Below are 16,727 nucleotides of genomic sequence, written 5' to 3' on the forward strand. Positions count from 1 at the left end.
GAACCGCAGCGTGGTCCCAAATGTCCGTTTCGAAATTTTCCCGAGGAATTTTCCGAGCGGTCGCCGGGCGCTTCCCGGGGGCTCCCCCGAGGCGTCGGCCGGACCCTCGACACGACCCTTGATCGGGACCCCGGCCGGGACCCCGGCCGACGTCCCGTACAACGGTCCGGCAACGGCTCCGCTCCGGTCGGCCCCGTGCTGACGGACCCCCTCCGGACAAGGCAGACTGTCCTGGGCGAAACCAGCGGTACGGCAGGGGGAGCTATGGACCGTGAGGACGGGCCGCGAGTCCCGGCGCAGCGGGCTGCGGAAACGGGCGGGAACGCCCCGGAGGACCCGAGGGACCCGGAGGGCCAGGCGTCTTCGGCGGCCCCGACCGGTCCGGAGGCCCCGCCCGGCACGGGCGGCGCGGCGCTCCGCTTCGGAGTGCTCGGGCCCGTACGGGCCTGGCGGGGCGACGGGGCCGTGCCCACCGGGTCGCCGCAGCAGCGGGCCCTGCTCGCCGCCCTCCTCCTGCGCGGCGGCCGCACCGCCACCGCCGCCGAGCTGATCGACGCGCTCTGGGGCGAGGACCCGCCCTCCCAGGCCCTCGCGGCGGTCCGCACCTACGCCTCCCGGCTCCGCAAGGCCCTCGGCCCCGAGGTCCTGGTCAGCGAGTCCGGCGGCTACGCCCTGCGCGCCTCCGCCGCCGCGCTCGACCTCACCGCCGCCCAGGAGCTGGCCGGCGAGGCCGAGAAGCTGCGGGCCGGCGGGGACCGCGCGGCCGCCCGGGCGCGGCTCGCCGGGGCCCTCGACCTGTGGGACGGCGAGGTGCTCGCCTCCGTGCCGGGGCCGTACGCCGAGGCCCAGCGCACCCGCCTGGAGGAGTGGCGGCTCACCCTCCTGGAGACCCGGCTCGACATCGACCTGGAGGTCGGCGCGCACGCCGAGGCCGTCTCCGAGCTGACCGCGCTCACCGCCGCGCACCCGCTGCGCGAGCGCCTGCGCGAACTGCTCATGCTGGCGCTCTACCGCAGCGGACGGCAGGCCGAGGCGCTCGCCGTGTACGCCGACACGCGCCGGCTCCTCGCCGACGAACTGGGCGTCGACCCGAACCCCGAGCTCTCCCGGCTCCAGCAGCGCATCCTCCGGGCCGACGCCGAGCTGGCCCGGCCCGTCGAGGAGGCCGCCCCGGCCGCCGCGCCCGTCGCGCGCCCGGCGCAGCTCCCGGCGACCGTGCCGGACTTCACGGGCCGCGCCTCCTTCGTACGGGAGCTGGGCGCCCGGCTCGCCACCGCCGAGGGGCACGTCATGGCGGTCTCGGCGCTCGCGGGCATCGGCGGCGTCGGCAAGACGACCCTCGCCGTGCACGTGGCCCACGAGGCACGGCCGCACTTCCCGGACGGGCAGCTCTACGTCGACCTCCAGGGCGCGGGCTCCCGCGCCGCCGCGCCCGAGACCGTCCTCGGCTCCTTCCTGCGCGCGCTCGGCACCCCGGACTCGGCCGTCCCCGACTCGCTCGACGACCGGGCCGCGCTCTACCGCTCCACGCTCGACGGGCGCCGGGTCCTGGTCCTCCTGGACAACGCCCGCGACGCGGCCCAGATCCGCCCGCTGCTCCCCGGTACGGCGGGCTGCGCGGCCCTGGTCACCAGCCGGATCCGGATGGTCGACCTGGCGGGGGCGCACCTGGTCGACCTGGACGTGATGTCCCCGGAGGAGGCGCTCCAGCTCTTCACCCGGATCGTGGGCGAGGAGCGGGTGCGGGCCGAGCGGGAGGCCGCGCTCGACGTGGTCGCGGCCTGCGGCTTCCTGCCGCTGGCCATCCGCATCGCCGCCTCCCGGCTGGCGGCCCGCCGCACCTGGACGGTGTCGGTCCTGGCGGCCAAGCTGGCGGACGAGCGGCGGCGGCTCGACGAGCTCCAGGCGGGCGACCTGGCGGTCAAGGCGACGTTCGAGCTGGGCTACGGACAGCTGGAGCCGGCCCAGGCCCGCGCCTTCCGCCTGCTCGGCCTGGCCGACGGCCCGGACATCTCGCTCGCGGCGGCGGCGGCCGTCCTCGACCTGCCCCTCTGGGACACGGAGGACCTCCTGGAGGCCCTGGTCGACACGTCCCTCCTCGAATCGGCGGCCCCTGGCCGCTACCGGTACCACGACCTGGTCCGGCTCTACGCGCGTGCGTGCGCGGAGAGGGACGAGCAGCCCCCGTCGGAGCGGGAGGCGGCGCTCTCCCGCCTCCTCGACTTCTACCTGTCGACCGCCGCCCGCGTGTACGCCATCGAACGCCCCGGCGACCGGCTCGTGGACCACCTGGAGCCCACCGACTACGACGGCCTGGCCTTCACCGACCGCCACGAGGCCCAGGACTGGCTCTACGCCGAGGCCAACTGCCTCCTGGCCACGGTCCGCCGGTCCGCCGCCTCACCGGGGACGCTGCGGCGGGGGGTGGACCTGCTGTGGGCGTCGCTCGACCTCGCGGAGTCGGGCGCGAACTCCCGGGAGTACGAGGCGGTGGCGACGGCGCTGCGGGAGGCGGCGGGCCGGGCGGGCGACGTCCGGGCGAAGGGCCGTGCGGCGCTGACCCTGGCCTACGTCCAGCACGTGACGGGCCGGTTCGACGAGGCGGACGGCGAGGCCCACGAGGCGATGGACCTGGCGTCCTCGACCGGGGACGCCCTCCCCCTGTGCTGGGCTGCCAACGCCCTCGGGATCATGGCGCTCTACCAGGGGCGCACCGAGGACGGGGAACGCTTCCTGACCCGGGCCACCGCGGCGTTCCGGGCCTGTGACGACGAGGCCGGTGAGGCCAGCGCCCTGTGCAACCTCTCCCGCATCCACCTGGCCATGGGCCAGACGGACGTCGCGGTCGAGCTCGCCCAGCGCGGGACCGGGATGTACGACACGATGGGGCACGCCCTCAAGGGCGCCAACGGCCGCTACGCGCTGGGGCTCGCGCTGACCGCGAGCGGGCGGCTCGACGAGGCCACGACCCGGCTCACCGAGGCCCTCGACGTCTTCCGGGACAGTCGGCAGCGCCTCTGGGAAGGCATGTCGCTCTTCCGGATCGCCGAGGTGGACATCGCGGCCCGCCGGTACGCCCAGGCCGCCTCGAACTCCGAACTGGCACTGGTCGTCCTCCGTGGGGTCGGCGGTGAATGGCGTCGAGGACAGGTTCTCGTCGTCCTCGGCCGCGCCCTGTCGGGCATAGGGCAGCACGGCCGGGCACGGGTCTGCTGGCAGGAGGCGCTGGACATCTTCGCCGAACTCGGCTCGGCGGAGGAGGCGGACGTGCGGGCCCTGCTGTTGGAGACCGCCGCCGCGTAGCCGCTGAACTGCCCGTTCATCGTTCGTTTATGGGCAGGGGGCAGTGTTCTTCCCACGATCCGTCGCGTCGGGGGGCAGACGGGTCACCGGTAAGGCCGTCACACCGTCGCACTAGGGTGAACGGCTCCGGGTGGGACCGTCCCGCAGTCCACGGGGGAACGGCCGGACGGTCCCATCCGCCCCATCCGAAGTAACAACGGGAGATGATCAGCATGGCCGACCTGGACCCCACCGAGCCGAGCGCCGCCGGCGAGGAGATCGTCAACAAGAACATGCACGCGACCGACGCACCGCTCGCCGACTCCGTGGCCGCGAAGCTCGGCATCAACGGCAACATGCACGCCACCACGGAGCCCGCCGACGGCAACGCCGGCACGGCCACGACCGACAACATGCACGCCACCACGGAGCCGGCCAACTAGTCCACTCCCGACGGGGAGAGGCCGCGGCGGCGACTTCGGGGGAGCCGCCGGGGCCCGTACGGGTCCGGTCGACGGGGGAGCACACGGACTCGGGGGACGTCCGGCGGAACCAGGGGGGATCCGCCCGGACAGGGCCCGTGCGCGACGCGGTCGGACCACCGCACAGGGAGGGGCCGGGCAGCTGCCCGGCCCCTCCGGCGCGTCCGGCTACCGGCGCGCGTCGAGGCGGTGCAGGAGCGAGCCGTCCGGGCCGAAGACGTCCATCAGATAGCCCCGTTCGAAGGAGAGGCCCTCCTCGCGCTCCAGGTAGCCGGTGACCGACGCCTTGAGCGCGTCGAACCGTCCGGCGTCCGCGTCCGGGTCGCGCGTCCACACCGTCAGGGCGGGAACGCCCCCGGGACCGGAGCCCCGCAGGATCCCGTACACGTCCTCCGTTCCGCCGGACCGGCGGTGGCGCTCGGCCGTCCGGGCCGCCTCGTCGGGCGCGACGGTGGCGGTCGCCGTGGGGCCGGGGGTGCCGGGCGGGACCCGGCGGTCCGCCTCCGGTGCGGTGACCGGGGAGCAGCCGGACAGCAGGAGGGCGCTCGCGAGGCAGGCGAGGGCCGCCGGTCGGGTGAGGGGGCGCATCGGGCCATCCTCGTCGGCGGGCGCGCGGACGCACAGCCTCCGCCGCCGGAACGGCCGGATATCGATGGGCTGCCGGGCTGATGGGCCGCCGGGCCGCCACGCCCCGCCTACCGCTCGCGCACGTCGTACACCCAGCAGTCCCGCACCCGGTCGACCGTCTTCGGGTGCTTCATCGCGACCTCGAAGGTCTTCTCCTCGTGGGCGCCGACGGTGACGAGCGCCTCGGCCGAGTCGACCGCGTTGCCCGCCGCGCCCTTGAACTCCAGGGTGACCCGGTACGTCTTCTCGACCCCGGTGTGCGAGGTGATCTCCAGGGTCGCCGTGGTGTCCGCCCCGCGGGCCGGGCGGCCCTTGCCCTTCTTGCGGGCCGGCTTCACGCAGTCGACCACGACGACCTCGACCGCGGCCCCGGTCGCCGTGGGCAGGGGGGACGGGGTCGCCGTGCCGTTGTTGGCCCCGTAGTCGTCGTTGTCCTTCTCGGAGCTGGAGCAGCCGCCGCCGGAATCGTCGTCGTCATCGTCGGAGGAGGAAGAGGAGTGGCTCCGGCTCTTGCCGCTCTTGCTCTTCCCGCTGCCGCCGCCGCTGCTGCCGTGGCCGCCCTTACCGGTGTGGAACCCGGTCAGCGCGAGCACCACCACCGTGAGCGTCGCCGCGAGCTTCACCCGTGTCCGTACCATCGCCGTCCCCCTCCTGGCTGTCGTGTTCGCGCCACCCTAACGGCCGTCCCGCGCCGCGTGGCGGGCCCCTCCGACCCGGCGTAGCGTCGGGAGCGAGAGCCGGACCACCCAGGAGGCCGCTTCGATGATCCGCAACGTCGCCGGCGCCGTCCTGGCTCTCGCCGGAGCGACGGCCGCCGTCTGGAGCCCCTTCCGTGCCTGGTACGACGGCCGTCACGGGCGTGACTACGCCCTCGACGAGCTGTTCACCGGCATCACCGACGCGAAGGCCGACCTCTGGTGGTCGCTCCTGCTGCCCTTCGCCTGCGCCGCCCTGCTCACCCTGATCGGCGTACTGCTCCGCTCCCGCCCGCTCGTCGCCCTCGCCGGGCTCGTCGTGCTCGGCTTCACCGTCTTCTGGATGGTGCGGGTCGGGCAGCACCAGGGCGGCCTCACGGTCGACGGCGACGGCACCGGCCTCGGCGACGGGGTCGCGAACGCCCTCGGCGGCGGCGTCCTGCTGCTGCTCGGCGCGCTCGTGATGTCGGGGCGGAGGCGGCGGACGCGTGAGCGTCCGGTGGGGAGGAGGGGGACGGAGGGGCCCCGGGACGAGGAGGCGCCCCGGCCGTACGCGCCCCCGCCCGACGCCCCCGACCCCCGCGCGGCCCCCGTCGCCGACCCCTACGGGGCTCCCGCGGGCGACCCCCGGGAGCCCTCCGCCCCCGGCACGTACGACCCCTATGACTCCTACGACCCCTACGGCTCCGAGCCGACCCGGACCTTCGAGGTGCCCGGCCAGGACCAGGGCCGGGATCAGGGTCGGGGCCGGGATCAGGGCCGGGACCCGGACGGGCCCGGGCCCGGGCCCCGCTGAGGCGCCGGTCCCGTCAGCGGGCCGCCGCCGAGCCCCGGCCCGTCGCCGTGCCCTTCACCGCGTCGAGCGCGTACACGCAGCGGTCCTTGCTGCACGCGTACACGACCCCGCCCTTCGCCACCGGCGAGCCGGTGATCTCGCCGCCGGTCGCGAGCTTCCAGCGCAGCTGCCCGCCGGTCGCGTCCAGGGTGTAGAGGACGTGGTCGGCCGAGCCGAAGTGGATCCGGCCGTCCGCGACCACCGGGGAGCCGACCAGCTCTCCGCCCGCCGCGAACCGCCACCGGGGCGTGCCGGTGACCGCGTCGAGCGTGTAGAGCGCGCTGCCGCTGCCCACGTGCACGTTGCCGTCCGCGACGAGCACCGGCTCGGTGGACTGGCGCTGCTCGGTCGCGATCCGCCAGCGGTCCTGCCCGGTGGTGGCGTCGAGCGCGTACACCGTGCCGAGGTGGTCGGCGAGGTACACCCCGCCGCCGGTGACGGCCGGGCCCGGCGCGAAGGCCGGCGGGGAGAGGAAGACGGCGGGCGCCTCGAAGTGCCAGCGGACGTGCCCGGACGCGACGTCGACCGACAGGACCCGGGTGCCGGCCGACACGTACACGCAGCCGTCCTCGGCCGGGGCCACCCGTACGGGTACTCCCCCGCAGGAGGCGGCGTCCCCGATCGGGTACGACCAGCGCTCCGCCCCGGTCCGGGCGTCGAGGGCCTGGAGCCGGGCGTCCCGCCACACGTACACGGTGTCGCCGTGCACGGCGGGCCCCGCCTCCGGGGTCTCGAAGTCGGTCTGCGCGCCGGTGACCTCCCACAGCTTGGCGCCGTTGGAGGCCTCCCAGCCCTGCACCCCGCCGCCGCGCGTGCCGGTGACGACCGTGCCCCGCTCGACCTTCAGCGCGTACACCCAGGCGTCGGTGTGCAGCCGCCAGCGCTCGCCGCCGTCGCCGGCGTCGAGGGCGTACAGGGTGGGGCCGTCGGAGGCGTGGATGCGGCCCCCGGCGACGGCCATGGACCAGGCCACGTCCCGGGTCTTGAACTGGCGCCGGCCGCTGCCCGTGTCCAGGGCGTGCACCTCGAAGGAGGTGACGTACAGCAGGTCGCCGTCGACGACCGGGGTGCCCCAGACGTCGTTGGACATGCGGAAGCGCCAGGGCCGCCAGGGGCCGGGCTCCGGCGGGGGCGGGGCCGGGTCGGCGCCGCCCTGCGCGGGCACGTTCAGCGGGCGGGAGCCGGGCGCCGGGCCGGGCTCGGCGCCGTGCGGGCCGCCGCCGGGCGGCCGGATCCAGCCGGTCGCGGGGCCCGCGTCGGCGCCCCGGCCGACGGCGAGCGCCGCCCGGGTGTCGGCGACCCGGGGGCCGGGGCCGATGGGCACGGTCCCGCCGCCGAGGCGCACGGGGCCGCCCGCGCTCTCGGCAGGACCCGCGTGCCGGCCGCCGACGGGGGCGGACGCGGGCCTGCCGCCGTTCCCTGACCCGCGATCCGGCCCGTACGGGTCGGGGAACGGGCCCGGCGGGTCCGACGGCGGCGGGGGCGGGGGCACGGCCGGGACGGGCGGGGCGGTGGGGGTGCGGCCGCCGCCGCGCCGCCGCTCGATCATGGCGGTGGCGCTCAGCGGCAGCCAGGCCGAGGCCGTGCCGCTGTCGTCGCTGCCGGGGCCGAAGAGGTGCGGGGCGAGCTGGGCCTGGAGGTCGGCCGGGCTGGGGCGCCGGGTGACGTCCATCTGCATGCAGGACTCGATGAGGGGCCGCAGCTCGTCGGGCAGGCCCTCCAGGTCGGGGCCCTCGCGGAGCAGCATGAAGACGGTCTCGACCGGGTTGGCGCCGTGGTAGGGCGCGTGGCCGGTGGCGGCGAAGACCAGCATCGAGCCCAGCGAGAAGACGTCGCTGGCGCCGGTGACGCTGCGCGAGTCGCGGGCCTGCTCGGGCGACATGTAGGCGGGGGTGCCGACGGCGACGTTGGTCATGGTCAGGCGCGTGTTGGAGACGCCGGACGCGATGCCGAAGTCGATCACCCGGGGGCCGTCCTCGACGACGAGGACGTTGGAGGGCTTGAGGTCGCGGTGGACCAGGCCCGCCCCGTGGATGGACTGGAGGGCCTCGGCGACGCCGGCCGCGAGCCAGCGCACGGCCTGGGCCGGGAGCGGCCCGCACTCGTTCACTATCTCTTCGAGGGAGGGCGCCGGTACGTAGGCGGTGGCCAGCCAGGGCACGGCGGCGCGCGGGTCGGCGTCGACGACGGCGGCCGTGTAGAAGCCCGAGACGGCCCGGGCGGCCTCCACCTCCCGGGTGAAGCGGACCCGGAACAGCTGGTCCTCCGCGAGCTCCGTGCGCACGGTCTTGATCGCCACGCGCCGGCCCGAGGCCGAACGCGCGAGATAGACCAGGCCCATTCCGCCCGCGCCGAGCCGGCCCAGCACCTCGAAGGGCCCGATGCGTCTCGGGTCGTGCTGCGTCAGCTGCTCCACTTGCCTGCCACCTCCCCGTACGGGCCATGAGGGTACGGCCCCGTGGCCCTGATTCTTCCTGTCCGGGGGCCCGGTGGCGAACCCGGGGGCGGATCGGGGTGTCGCCTGCTACGGGGGGCGGGCCGGTGCGGGGCGGGCCGGGCGGGACGGCTCCGGGCTTATCGGCCCGTACCGTCCGATTCCGGTTCGGTGCGGGGCCCGGCCCCGGGTCCGGTCCCGGATCCGTCCTTCGGCTCCGCGAGCACCGCGAAGAGGGTGCCCTGGTTGTCGCGGAGGACGGCGACGCGGCCGTGCGGGGTGTCGCGGGCCGGGGTGACGACCCGGCCGCCGAGCCGGACGGTGGTGTCGCAGGCCCCGTCGCAGTCCTCCACGCAGAAGTAGGTGAGGACGTGGCCGGGCAGCTCGGCGGGGAAGTCGTCGGTGATGACGGCCCGGCCGCCGAAGGCGCTGTCGTCGCCGGGCCGGGAGCCGGGGGGCGACCAGACGCGGTAGTCGGGGCCCGCGCCCTCCTCCTCGGGGTCGGCCTGGCGGCCGAGGTAGCCGAAGACGGTGGCGTAGAAGGTGTCGACGGCGTCGGGGCGGCGCGTGTACACCTCCATCCAGCAGAAGGCGCCCGGTTCGTCCACCGCCGCGAAGCCGTCGTCGTCGCCCGCCTGACGGAGGCCGAAGACGGCGCCGCCGGGGTCGGCGGCGAGCGCCAGGACGCCGAAGGGGCCGACGGGGTACGGGTCCATGACCATCCGGCCGCCGGCGGCCCGGATCCGGGCGGCGAGGGTGCCCGCGTTCTCGGTGGCGAGGTAGACGGTCCAGGTGGTGGGCATGCGGCCGTCCCGCTTGGGGACGAGCCCGGCGACCCGCCGGCCGCGCAGGAGTGCCTCGTCGCGGTCGGGGTCGAAGGTCCAGCCGAAGAGCTCGCCGTAGAAGCGCTTGCCCGCCTCCAGGTCGGGGAGCTGCGCGTCCACCCAGCACGGGGTGCCCTCAGTACGTACGGCCATGGCCCCACGCTAGGGCGGCGCCACCGGGCGCGCGCGGCCCGGCGGGCGGGCGGAGGGGCGGTCCGGCGGGGCGGGACCCCCGGGACGCTTGGGATGCCTGGGTTGTCCACCGAAGTTGTCCACAGACTGTTCATAACTCTATTCGGGTGGGGGATCGCCCGTTCGGCCCCGGTCGGCGCTGGCCGGACCTCCCGCCCCCGGTGCCACCGACACCGGAACCGCCGCCGACATTGACTCAATATCGACCCTCCCTCGGATCTCACCCTTCGGTCCGCACCCGCATCCACCTCGCAGAACACGGACGCACGACGGTGCACCCCATTTGCAGTCGGCCGAATCGCGCCCCGAGGCCCCGTCGGTAAGCTGACGGCATGACAGGACAAGTACGCACCGTCGACGGCCGCGTGGCCGGTCGACGCGGTCAGGCGACGCGGCAGAAGCTGCTCGACTGCCTCGGTGAGATGCTCAGCTCCTCGCCCTACCGGGACGTCAAGGTCATCGACGTGGCCCGGAAGGCGGGTACTTCACCCGCGACGTTCTATCAGTACTTCCCGGACGTCGAGGGGGCGGTTCTGGAGATCGCGGAGGAGATGGCGAAGGAGGGCGCCGGGTTGGCCGACCTGGCCTCCGGCCGCTCCTGGGTCGGCAAGGCCGGCTGGCAGTCCTCCGAGGAACTCGTCGAAGGCTTCCTGGACTTCTGGCGCACGCACGACGCGATCCTCCGGGTCGTGGACCTCGGCGCCGCCGAGGGCGACAAGCGCTTCTACAAGATCCGCATGAAGATCCTGAACTCGGTCACCAACTCCCTGACGGACGCGGTGAAGGAGCTCCAGGCCAAGGGCAAGGTCGACAAGGACGTCAGCCCCGCCGCGATGGCCGGCTCCCTGGTGACGATGCTGGCCGCGGTCGCGGGGCACCAGAAGGGCTTCCAGACCTGGGGCGTGAAGCAGGCCGAACTGAAGCCGAACCTGGCTCTGTTGGTGCACCTGGGCATCACCGGCAAGAAGCCGACCAGATAGCCGCACCCCCCTCCTTCCCCCGTCCTGTCGCCGACGCCGGCGGCGGCCCGCACCCGCGGACCGCCGCCGGCGTCACCGTCTCCCGGGACCCCCGGGACCCCCGGGACACCGCCGCGCAGAAGCGCCTGCTCGCCGAGGCCTTCGCGGGCGACGGCTGGGAGGTCCCCCGGCTCCTCGGCCACGCGGCCGGCGCCGACGACTTCTCCTTCGACTCGATCGCCCTGGTCGAGATGGACCGCTGGTCGAAGGGGCGCGTCGTCCTCCTCGGCGACGCCGCCCACTGCGCGTCGCCCGCCTCCGGGCAGGGCACCGGCCTCGCCCTGACCGGCGCGTACGTCCTGGCGGCCGAGCTGGCCCGGTCCGGCGGCGACCACACCGCGGCCTTCGCCCGCTGCGAGGCGCACATGCGGCCCGGCGTGGAGCGGAACCAGCGGATGGCGGAGGGCTTCGTCAAGGAGATGGTCGTCGGCTCGCGGTGGAAGACCTCGCTGCGCATGCTCATGGTGCGGCTGCTGCCGAAGACCCCCTGGAAGAACCTCGTGGCGAAGAAGATCCGCGACGAGATCCAGGCGGCGGCCCACGCGGTCCCGCTGCCGGACGAGCCGCTCCCCGCCACGGACCGGTCGGCTCCCGCCACCGGCCGGTCGGCTCCCCTCCCGGACCGGCCGACCCCCCTCCCGGACCGGCCGACCCCCCTCCCGGACCAGCCGCTCCGCACCACGGCGGCGTGACTACCGTGACCCCATGACGACCGACTTCGACCGCGCCCTGCGCTCCCTGCGGGTCTGGGACACCGTGCTGCCCGCCTTCGACCCGGCGGGCGCCCCGCCCGGGCCGCTCGCCCTCTTCCACGACTGGTTCACGGCGGCGGTCGCGGCCGGCCAGACCGAGCCGCACACGCCCGCCCTGGCCACCGTGGACGAGGACGGCCGCCCCGACGTGCGGGTGGTGATGCTGCACGGCGCCGACGCGCGCGGCTGGCACTTCGCCTCGCACTCCACCAGCGCCAAGGGCCGCCAGCTCGCCGCCCGCCCGGAGGCCGCGCTCGCCTTCTACTGGCCGGTCCAGGGCCGCCAGGTCCGGGTCAGGGGCCACGTCGCCACCGGCACCCCCGAGGAGGCGTACGCCGACCTCCACGCCCGCACCACCGGCGCCCTCGCGGCGGCCCTGGTCGGCCGGCAGAGCGAGGTCCTGGACTCCCCCGGGACCCTCGCGGAGGCGAGCGCGGCGGCCTGGCGCCGGGCGGAGGCGGAGCCGGACGCCCCGGCCCCCACCTGGACCCCGTACACGGTCGAACCGGCCGAGGTCGAGTTCTTCCAGGGCGACGAACGCCGCCGCCACGTCCGCCTGCGCTACCGCCGCGACCCGTCGTCGCCCGACGGCTGGATCCGCGAACTCCTCTGGCCGTAACGCCCGTTGACCGGGCCCTACTCGCTCCCCGCCGGATACATCTCCTCGACCTCCCGCGCGAAGTCCCGCAGCACCGCGCCCCGCCGGAGCTTCAGGGACGGGGTCAGATGGCCCGAGGTCTCCGAGAAGTCGGTGGTCAGGACGCGGAAGGCGCGGATGGACTCGGCGCGGGAGACGAGCCGGTTGGCGTCGTCCACGCCCCGCTGGAGGGCGGCGAGCAGCTCCTCGTCACGGGTCGGCTCCCAGAGCGCCAGGTGCTCCTTGCCCCGCATCCGCCGCCAGTGCGACAGGCCCTCGTGGTCCAGGGTGATCAGGGCCGTGACGTACGGGCGGCCGTCGCCGAGCACCACGCACTGGGCGACCAGGGGGTGGGCCCGCAGCCAGTCCTCCAGCGGGGCCGGGGCCACGTTCTTGCCGGCCGAGGTGACGATGAGGTCCTTCTTGCGGCCGGTGATCCGCAGGTAGCCGTCCTCGTCGAGGGAGCCCAGGTCACCGGTGGGGAACCAGCCGTCGTCGGTGTGCGGCACGGCCGCCCCGCGCCGGGCGTCCCAGTACCCGGCGAAGACGTGGCCGCCCCCGAGCCAGACCTCGCCGTCGTCGGCGATCCGGACGGCGGTGCCCGGCAGCGGCCAGCCGACGGTCCCGGCGCGCGGCCGGCGCGGCGGGGTGACCGTGGAGGCGGCCGTGGTCTCCGTCAGGCCGTACCCCTCGAAGACCTCGACGCCCGCGCCCGCGAAGAACTCCGCGAGCCGGGCGCCGAGCGGGGAGCCCCCGCAGATCACGTGCTTCACGCGCCCGCCGAGCGCGTTCCGTATCCGCCGGTAGACCAGCGGGTCGTAGAGCGCGCGGGCGGCGCGCAGCGGCAGCGAGGGCGAGGCCTCTTGGCCGTAGCGGCGGGCGACCCGGGCGGCCCGGTCGAAGGAGGCGGCCCTCCCGCCGCGTTCGGCGGTGGCGCGGGCGGCGTTGAAGACCTTCTCCAGGACGTACGGGACGGCGAGGAGGAAGGTGGGCCGGAAGGCGGCCAGGTCGGTGAGGAGCTCCCCGCCCTCGACGGAGGGCGCGTGTCCGACCCGCACCCGGGCGCGCACGCAGCCGACGGAGACCATCCGTCCGAAGACGTGGGAGAGCGGCAGGAAGAGCAGGGTGGCGGCGGGCTCCCTGCTCTCCGCGAGGAAGACGGGGTGGAGGAGCCGGACGGCGTTGTCGACCTCGGCGAAGAAGTTGGCGTGGGTGAGGGCGCAGCCCTTGGGGCGGCCGGTGGTGCCGGAGGTGTAGACGAGGGTGGCGAGGGCCTCCGGGGTGAGCAGCCCCCGGCGGGCGGTGACGGCCTCGTCGGAGATCCGCTCCCCCGCCCGGCGGAGCAGGTCGACGGCCCCGGCGCCGAGGGTCCAGAGGTGGGCGAGGCCGGGCAGTTGCGGCCGTTCGGCGGCGACGAGCCGGGCCTGGGCGGGGTCCTCGACGACGCAGGCGACGGCGCCGGAGTCCTGGAGGATCCAGCGGGTCTGGAAGGCGGAGGAGGTGGGGTGGACGGGGACGGTGACGAGTCCGGCGGCCCAGGCCGCGAAGTCGAGCAGGGTCCACTCGTAGGTGGTGCGGGCCATCAGGGCGAGCCGGTCGCCGGGCCGGAGGCCGTGGGCGACGAGGCCCTTGGCGACGGCGTGCACCTCGGCGGCGAAGACGCCGGCCGGGACGTCGTACCACGCGCCGTCCGGCCCCTTGCGGGAGAAGAGGAGGGCGTCGGGGTCCTGGTGGGCGTGGTCGTACGGCAGGTCGGCGAGGGAGCCGCGGGCGATCCGGGGGGCGAGGGCCGGGACGGAGACCTCCCGCACCCGCCCGTCCACCAGGACCTTGTGCGGCTCGACCGGCTCGGCCCCGGCTGCGGCGGTGACGACGGACACGTGCGGCTCCTCGGTCTTCGCGACGAACTGAGACGTGCGGGGCGTGCGGGGCGTGCGGGGCGTGCGGGGCGTGCGGGAACGTACGGGCGTGCGGACGTGCGGACGTGCGGACGTGCGGACGTGCGGGGCGTACGGGGCGTACGGGTGCACGGGCGCGTGGGGCCGAACTGGGCTGCTCCACTGGCGCGTTGAGGCCCACACCGACTTAACCAGTCGGTAACCTTACTGTGCGGTAAGGCTCAACGGGGAGACCAGCGCTCGCTTTTCATGAGGTTCCCGAGTCCGGCCCAGGCGAAGTTCATCAGCGTCGCGGCCGCCTCCTTCGCCGTCACCCCGGGCGTCTCGTTCGCCCAGGTCGCCAGGGACTCGGCCGAGCCGACCAGGGCCTGCGCGAGCGCGGTCACGTCCCGCTCGGTGATCCCGGCGGCCCCGTGCGCCTCGCGCGCCGCCTCGCCGATGAGCCCCGCCACGTAGGCCGCGATCTCCTCCCGCATCCGGGAGGCCTCGGTCGCGAACGGCTCCCCCTGCGTCCGGGCCTGCCGGCTCAGCACCACCCAGGAGTCGGGGTGCTCGGCGGCGTACGTGAAGAAGGCGAGCAGTCCCGCCCACAGCCGCTCGTCGGGCGGCAGCTCCCGGCCCTCGACCCCGGCGGCCACCGCGGCGAGCAGCGCCCCGGCCTCCCGCCGGATGCAGGCGGTGAAGAGCTCCTCCTTGGAGTTCAGATACAGGTACACCAGCGGCTTGGAGACCCCCGCGAGCTCGGCGATCTCGTCCATGGAGGCCGTCTGGTACCCGTGCCGCGCGAAGCTCCGCACGGCCGCGTCGAGCATCTGCCGCTCCCGCACGGCACGCGGCAGCCGCCGCGCCCTCGCACCGTCGGCCATGGTGCCCACCCCTGCTTCCCGCCTCTTCCGAGAACCCTCGAACGCCCCTGGAGAAGCCTAGTGCCCCCGCCCGGGAAGGGGCGGGGGCACCAGGAACAGCAGGGGTTACCACGGACCGGTCAGGCGGCGACCAGGACCTTCTCGTCCTCCGTGCGCGCCTCGGTGGTCGGGTCGTCGATCGGGGACGACGAGGCGTTCTCGTACGCGGTGTGGTCGAGGATCTTCTCGCGGGCGGCGACGATCACCGGGATCAGCGCCTGGCCGGCGACGTTCGTGGCCGTCCTCATCATGTCGATGATCGGGTCGATCGCCATGAGCAGGCCGACGCCCTCCAGGGGCAGGCCCAGGGTGGAGAGGGTCAGGGTCAGCATGACGGTCGCGCCGGTCAGGCCGGCCGTGGCCGCCGAGCCGACCACCGAGACGAAGGCGATCAGCAGGTAGTCCTGGATGCCGAGCTGCACGTCGAAGATCTGCGCGATGAAGATCGCGGCGAGCGCCGGGTAGATCGCGGCGCAGCCGTCCATCTTCGTGGTGGCGCCGAACGGGACGGCGAAGGAGGCGTACTCCTTCGGGACGCCGAGGCGCTCGGTGACCTTCTGGGTGACCGGCATGGTGCCGACCGAGGAGCGGGAGACGAAGGCCAGCTGGATGGCCGGCCAGGCACCCTTGAAGAACTGGAGCGGGCTGACCTTGGCGACCGTGGCGAGCAGCAGCGGGTAGACGCCGAAGAGGACGATCGCGCAGCCGACGTAGACGTCGGCGGTGAAGGTGGCGTACTTGCCGATCAGGTCCCAGCCGTAGTCCGCGATGGCGAAGCCGATGAGGCCGACGGTGCCGATCGGGGCGAGGCGGATGACCCACCACAGGGCCTTCTGGAGCAGTTCGAGGACCGACTCGGAGAGGGTGAGGATCGGCTTGGCGCGGTCGCCGAGCTTCAGGGCGGCGATGCCGGCGACGGCGGCCATGAAGACGATCTGGAGGACGTTCAGCTCGGTGAAGGGCGTGATGACGTCCGTCGGGACGATGCCGGTGAGGAAGTCGATCCAGGAGCCCTCGCGCTTCGGCAGCTTGCCGTCCTGCGGGGTGAGGCCGGTGCCGGAGCCCGGGTTGGTGATCAGGCCGATCGCGAGGCCGATGGCGACCGCGATCAGGGAGGTGACCATGAACCAGAGCAGGGTGCGGGAGGCGAGCCGGGCGGCGTTGTTCACCTTCCGCAGGTTGGTGATCGACACCAGGATCGCGAAGAAGACGAGCGGGGCGACGGCCAGCTTGAGGAGCTGGACGAAGATGTCGCCGACCTGGCCGAGGGTCTCCTTCAGCCAGGAGACGTCCTGGCTGCGGGCGATCCAGCCGAGCAGGGCGCCGAGGACCAGACCGACGATGATCTGGGCCCAGAAGGGGACCTTGGGTATCCGGGACGAGGGCTTGCCCTCGGAGGCCTTGGGGGCCTCGGGAACGGACGCGGACACAGAGACACACTCCACAGGGCGTATCGGGGGAATACGGGACGGGGTGCGGCCACGGGAACGCGCTCGGGCGCGGGCCGCCGCATGAATGCCGGGAAGGTCAGAGCTCGCGGCAACAGACCGCGGACATACAGCGGCACAGGTCGACGTGCAGGCGCGCCACGAGCGGGGGACTCATGGCGTCGGAGGTGCGCGCTGCGGTCTTCATGTCGAACACGTTAACACTTGAACTTTGAGAACCTCAAAGCTCTCCTTTGGGGTACGGGAACACCCCTCCGCCTCAGAAACGCAGAAAACCCCTGGCCGGAGCCTTGGAAGCTCCCACCGGGGGTTAGATGTGTGATGAAACTTACGGAATCCTTACGCGGTCTCCACGGCGGGAGGCGGGCGGCAGGGGCTCCCTACAGCGCGTCCTCCTGGGACCGGTTCGCGTCCAGGCGCCCCTTCGCGCGGTCGACCTTCTCCACGATCTCGACGCTCATCCGGTCACGCTGCCCGCGCAGGAGGACGAAGCTGAGCGGGGCGGAGACGACGATGGCGAGGACGAGGACCCAGAGCAGGTTGGAGTCGCCGAGGCCGCGCGGCAGCACGCCGGCGTAGACGAGGCCCCACAGGGCGAGGAAGCACCCGGCGAAGATGCCGAGCCGCAGCACCGTGTAACGGAGCATGTCAGTCCACTCTTCCGTTCCGATTCCGTTCCGAAAAGATCCCCTGCGGG

14 protein-coding genes are annotated in these 16,727 nt (G+C 74.5%); 6 read left to right on the plus strand and 8 right to left on the minus strand.

The window, feature by feature from the left end; genetic code table 11:
* The first annotated feature begins 264 nt into the window (after positions 1-264).
* Together ACIP5O_RS20115 and ACIP5O_RS20120 are read left to right on the plus strand one after the other, a co-directional pair.
* Positions 265-3,303, plus strand: a complete 3,039-nt coding sequence (locus ACIP5O_RS20115; RefSeq protein ID WP_401295065.1) for an AfsR/SARP family transcriptional regulator — start codon at positions 265-267, stop codon at positions 3,301-3,303.
* A gap of 203 nt (positions 3,304-3,506) precedes the next feature.
* Positions 3,507-3,725: a hypothetical protein gene (locus ACIP5O_RS20120; RefSeq protein ID WP_401295067.1), complete on the plus strand. Its 219-nt coding sequence runs from the start codon at positions 3,507-3,509 to the stop codon at positions 3,723-3,725.
* A gap of 207 nt (positions 3,726-3,932) precedes the next feature.
* Here the strand turns inward: ACIP5O_RS20120 and ACIP5O_RS20125 are convergent, their stop codons facing one another.
* Both ACIP5O_RS20125 and ACIP5O_RS20130 read right to left on the minus strand, forming a co-directional pair.
* Complete coding sequence (locus tag ACIP5O_RS20125) at positions 3,933-4,352, minus strand: hypothetical protein (protein ID WP_401295069.1); 420 nt, start codon at positions 4,350-4,352, stop codon at positions 3,933-3,935.
* Between the two features lie 107 nt (positions 4,353-4,459).
* Entirely contained in the window at positions 4,460-5,029 is a 570-nt protein-coding gene (locus ACIP5O_RS20130; protein WP_401295070.1) for a hypothetical protein, read from the minus strand.
* Positions 5,030-5,153: 124 nt separating this feature from the next.
* On the opposite strand from ACIP5O_RS20130, the gene ACIP5O_RS20135 reads away from it, so the two are divergent.
* A complete protein-coding gene (locus ACIP5O_RS20135; protein WP_401295072.1) occupies positions 5,154-5,882 on the plus strand; it encodes a hypothetical protein in 729 nt (242 codons plus the stop codon).
* Between the two features lie 13 nt (positions 5,883-5,895).
* Here the strand turns inward: ACIP5O_RS20135 and ACIP5O_RS20140 are convergent, their stop codons facing one another.
* Entirely contained in the window at positions 5,896-8,337 is a 2,442-nt protein-coding gene (locus ACIP5O_RS20140; protein WP_401295074.1) for a PQQ-binding-like beta-propeller repeat protein, read from the minus strand.
* A 158-nt stretch (positions 8,338-8,495) separates the two neighbouring features.
* Positions 8,496-9,332, minus strand: a complete 837-nt coding sequence (locus ACIP5O_RS20145) for a VOC family protein (protein ID WP_401295076.1) — start codon at positions 9,330-9,332, stop codon at positions 8,496-8,498.
* Between the two features lie 371 nt (positions 9,333-9,703).
* On the opposite strand from ACIP5O_RS20145, the gene ACIP5O_RS20150 reads away from it, so the two are divergent.
* From ACIP5O_RS20150 to ACIP5O_RS20160, 3 genes are all read left to right on the plus strand, one after another.
* Positions 9,704-10,351 (plus strand): TetR family transcriptional regulator, encoded by a 648-nt coding sequence (locus tag ACIP5O_RS20150; RefSeq protein WP_401295078.1) that lies wholly within the window; start codon positions 9,704-9,706, stop codon positions 10,349-10,351.
* A gap of 230 nt (positions 10,352-10,581) precedes the next feature.
* Entirely contained in the window at positions 10,582-11,082 is a 501-nt protein-coding gene (locus ACIP5O_RS20155; RefSeq protein WP_401295080.1) for an FAD-dependent monooxygenase, read from the plus strand.
* A 13-nt stretch (positions 11,083-11,095) separates the two neighbouring features.
* On the plus strand, positions 11,096-11,761 hold the full coding sequence (locus ACIP5O_RS20160; RefSeq protein ID WP_401295082.1) for a pyridoxal 5'-phosphate synthase: 666 nt from the start codon (positions 11,096-11,098) through the stop codon (positions 11,759-11,761).
* Between the two features lie 17 nt (positions 11,762-11,778).
* On the opposite strand, the gene ACIP5O_RS20165 is transcribed toward ACIP5O_RS20160, so the two are convergent.
* From ACIP5O_RS20165 to ACIP5O_RS20180, 4 genes are all read right to left on the minus strand, one after another.
* The gene (locus ACIP5O_RS20165) at positions 11,779-13,659 is read right to left on the minus strand and encodes an AMP-dependent synthetase/ligase (RefSeq protein WP_401295084.1); all 1,881 of its coding nucleotides are present in this window, start codon (positions 13,657-13,659) and stop codon (positions 11,779-11,781) included.
* A gap of 239 nt (positions 13,660-13,898) precedes the next feature.
* Positions 13,899-14,543, minus strand: coding sequence for a TetR/AcrR family transcriptional regulator (locus tag ACIP5O_RS20170; protein ID WP_401295086.1), 645 nt, complete (start codon positions 14,541-14,543; stop codon positions 13,899-13,901).
* 119 nt (positions 14,544-14,662) lie between these two features.
* The gene (locus ACIP5O_RS20175; protein WP_401295088.1) at positions 14,663-16,012 is read right to left on the minus strand and encodes a dicarboxylate/amino acid:cation symporter; all 1,350 of its coding nucleotides are present in this window, start codon (positions 16,010-16,012) and stop codon (positions 14,663-14,665) included.
* A 398-nt stretch (positions 16,013-16,410) separates the two neighbouring features.
* The gene (locus tag ACIP5O_RS20180) at positions 16,411-16,677 is read right to left on the minus strand and encodes a DUF4229 domain-containing protein (protein WP_401295090.1); all 267 of its coding nucleotides are present in this window, start codon (positions 16,675-16,677) and stop codon (positions 16,411-16,413) included.
* Positions 16,678-16,727 lie beyond the last annotated feature (50 nt).

Source organism: Streptomyces sp. NPDC088915, from assembly GCF_044749825.1.
Lineage (GTDB): Bacteria > Actinomycetota > Actinomycetes > Streptomycetales > Streptomycetaceae > Streptomyces.

Coding starts and splice junctions, on each gene's coding strand:
- ACIP5O_RS20115 (WP_401295065.1), top strand. CDS start 265: ATGGACCGTGAGGACGGGCCGCGAGTCCCGGCGCAGCGGGCTGCGGAA.
- ACIP5O_RS20120 (WP_401295067.1), top strand. CDS start 3,507: ATGATCAGCATGGCCGACCTGGACCCCACCGAGCCGAGCGCCGCCGGC.
- ACIP5O_RS20125 (WP_401295069.1), bottom strand. CDS start 4,352: ATGCGCCCCCTCACCCGACCGGCGGCCCTCGCCTGCCTCGCGAGCGCC.
- ACIP5O_RS20130 (WP_401295070.1), bottom strand. CDS start 5,029: ATGGTACGGACACGGGTGAAGCTCGCGGCGACGCTCACGGTGGTGGTG.
- ACIP5O_RS20135 (WP_401295072.1), top strand. CDS start 5,154: ATGATCCGCAACGTCGCCGGCGCCGTCCTGGCTCTCGCCGGAGCGACG.
- ACIP5O_RS20145 (WP_401295076.1), bottom strand. CDS start 9,332: ATGGCCGTACGTACTGAGGGCACCCCGTGCTGGGTGGACGCGCAGCTC.
- ACIP5O_RS20150 (WP_401295078.1), top strand. CDS start 9,704: ATGACAGGACAAGTACGCACCGTCGACGGCCGCGTGGCCGGTCGACGC.
- ACIP5O_RS20155 (WP_401295080.1), top strand. CDS start 10,582: ATGGACCGCTGGTCGAAGGGGCGCGTCGTCCTCCTCGGCGACGCCGCC.
- ACIP5O_RS20160 (WP_401295082.1), top strand. CDS start 11,096: ATGACGACCGACTTCGACCGCGCCCTGCGCTCCCTGCGGGTCTGGGAC.
- ACIP5O_RS20170 (WP_401295086.1), bottom strand. CDS start 14,543: ATGGCCGACGGTGCGAGGGCGCGGCGGCTGCCGCGTGCCGTGCGGGAG.
- ACIP5O_RS20180 (WP_401295090.1), bottom strand. CDS start 16,677: ATGCTCCGTTACACGGTGCTGCGGCTCGGCATCTTCGCCGGGTGCTTC.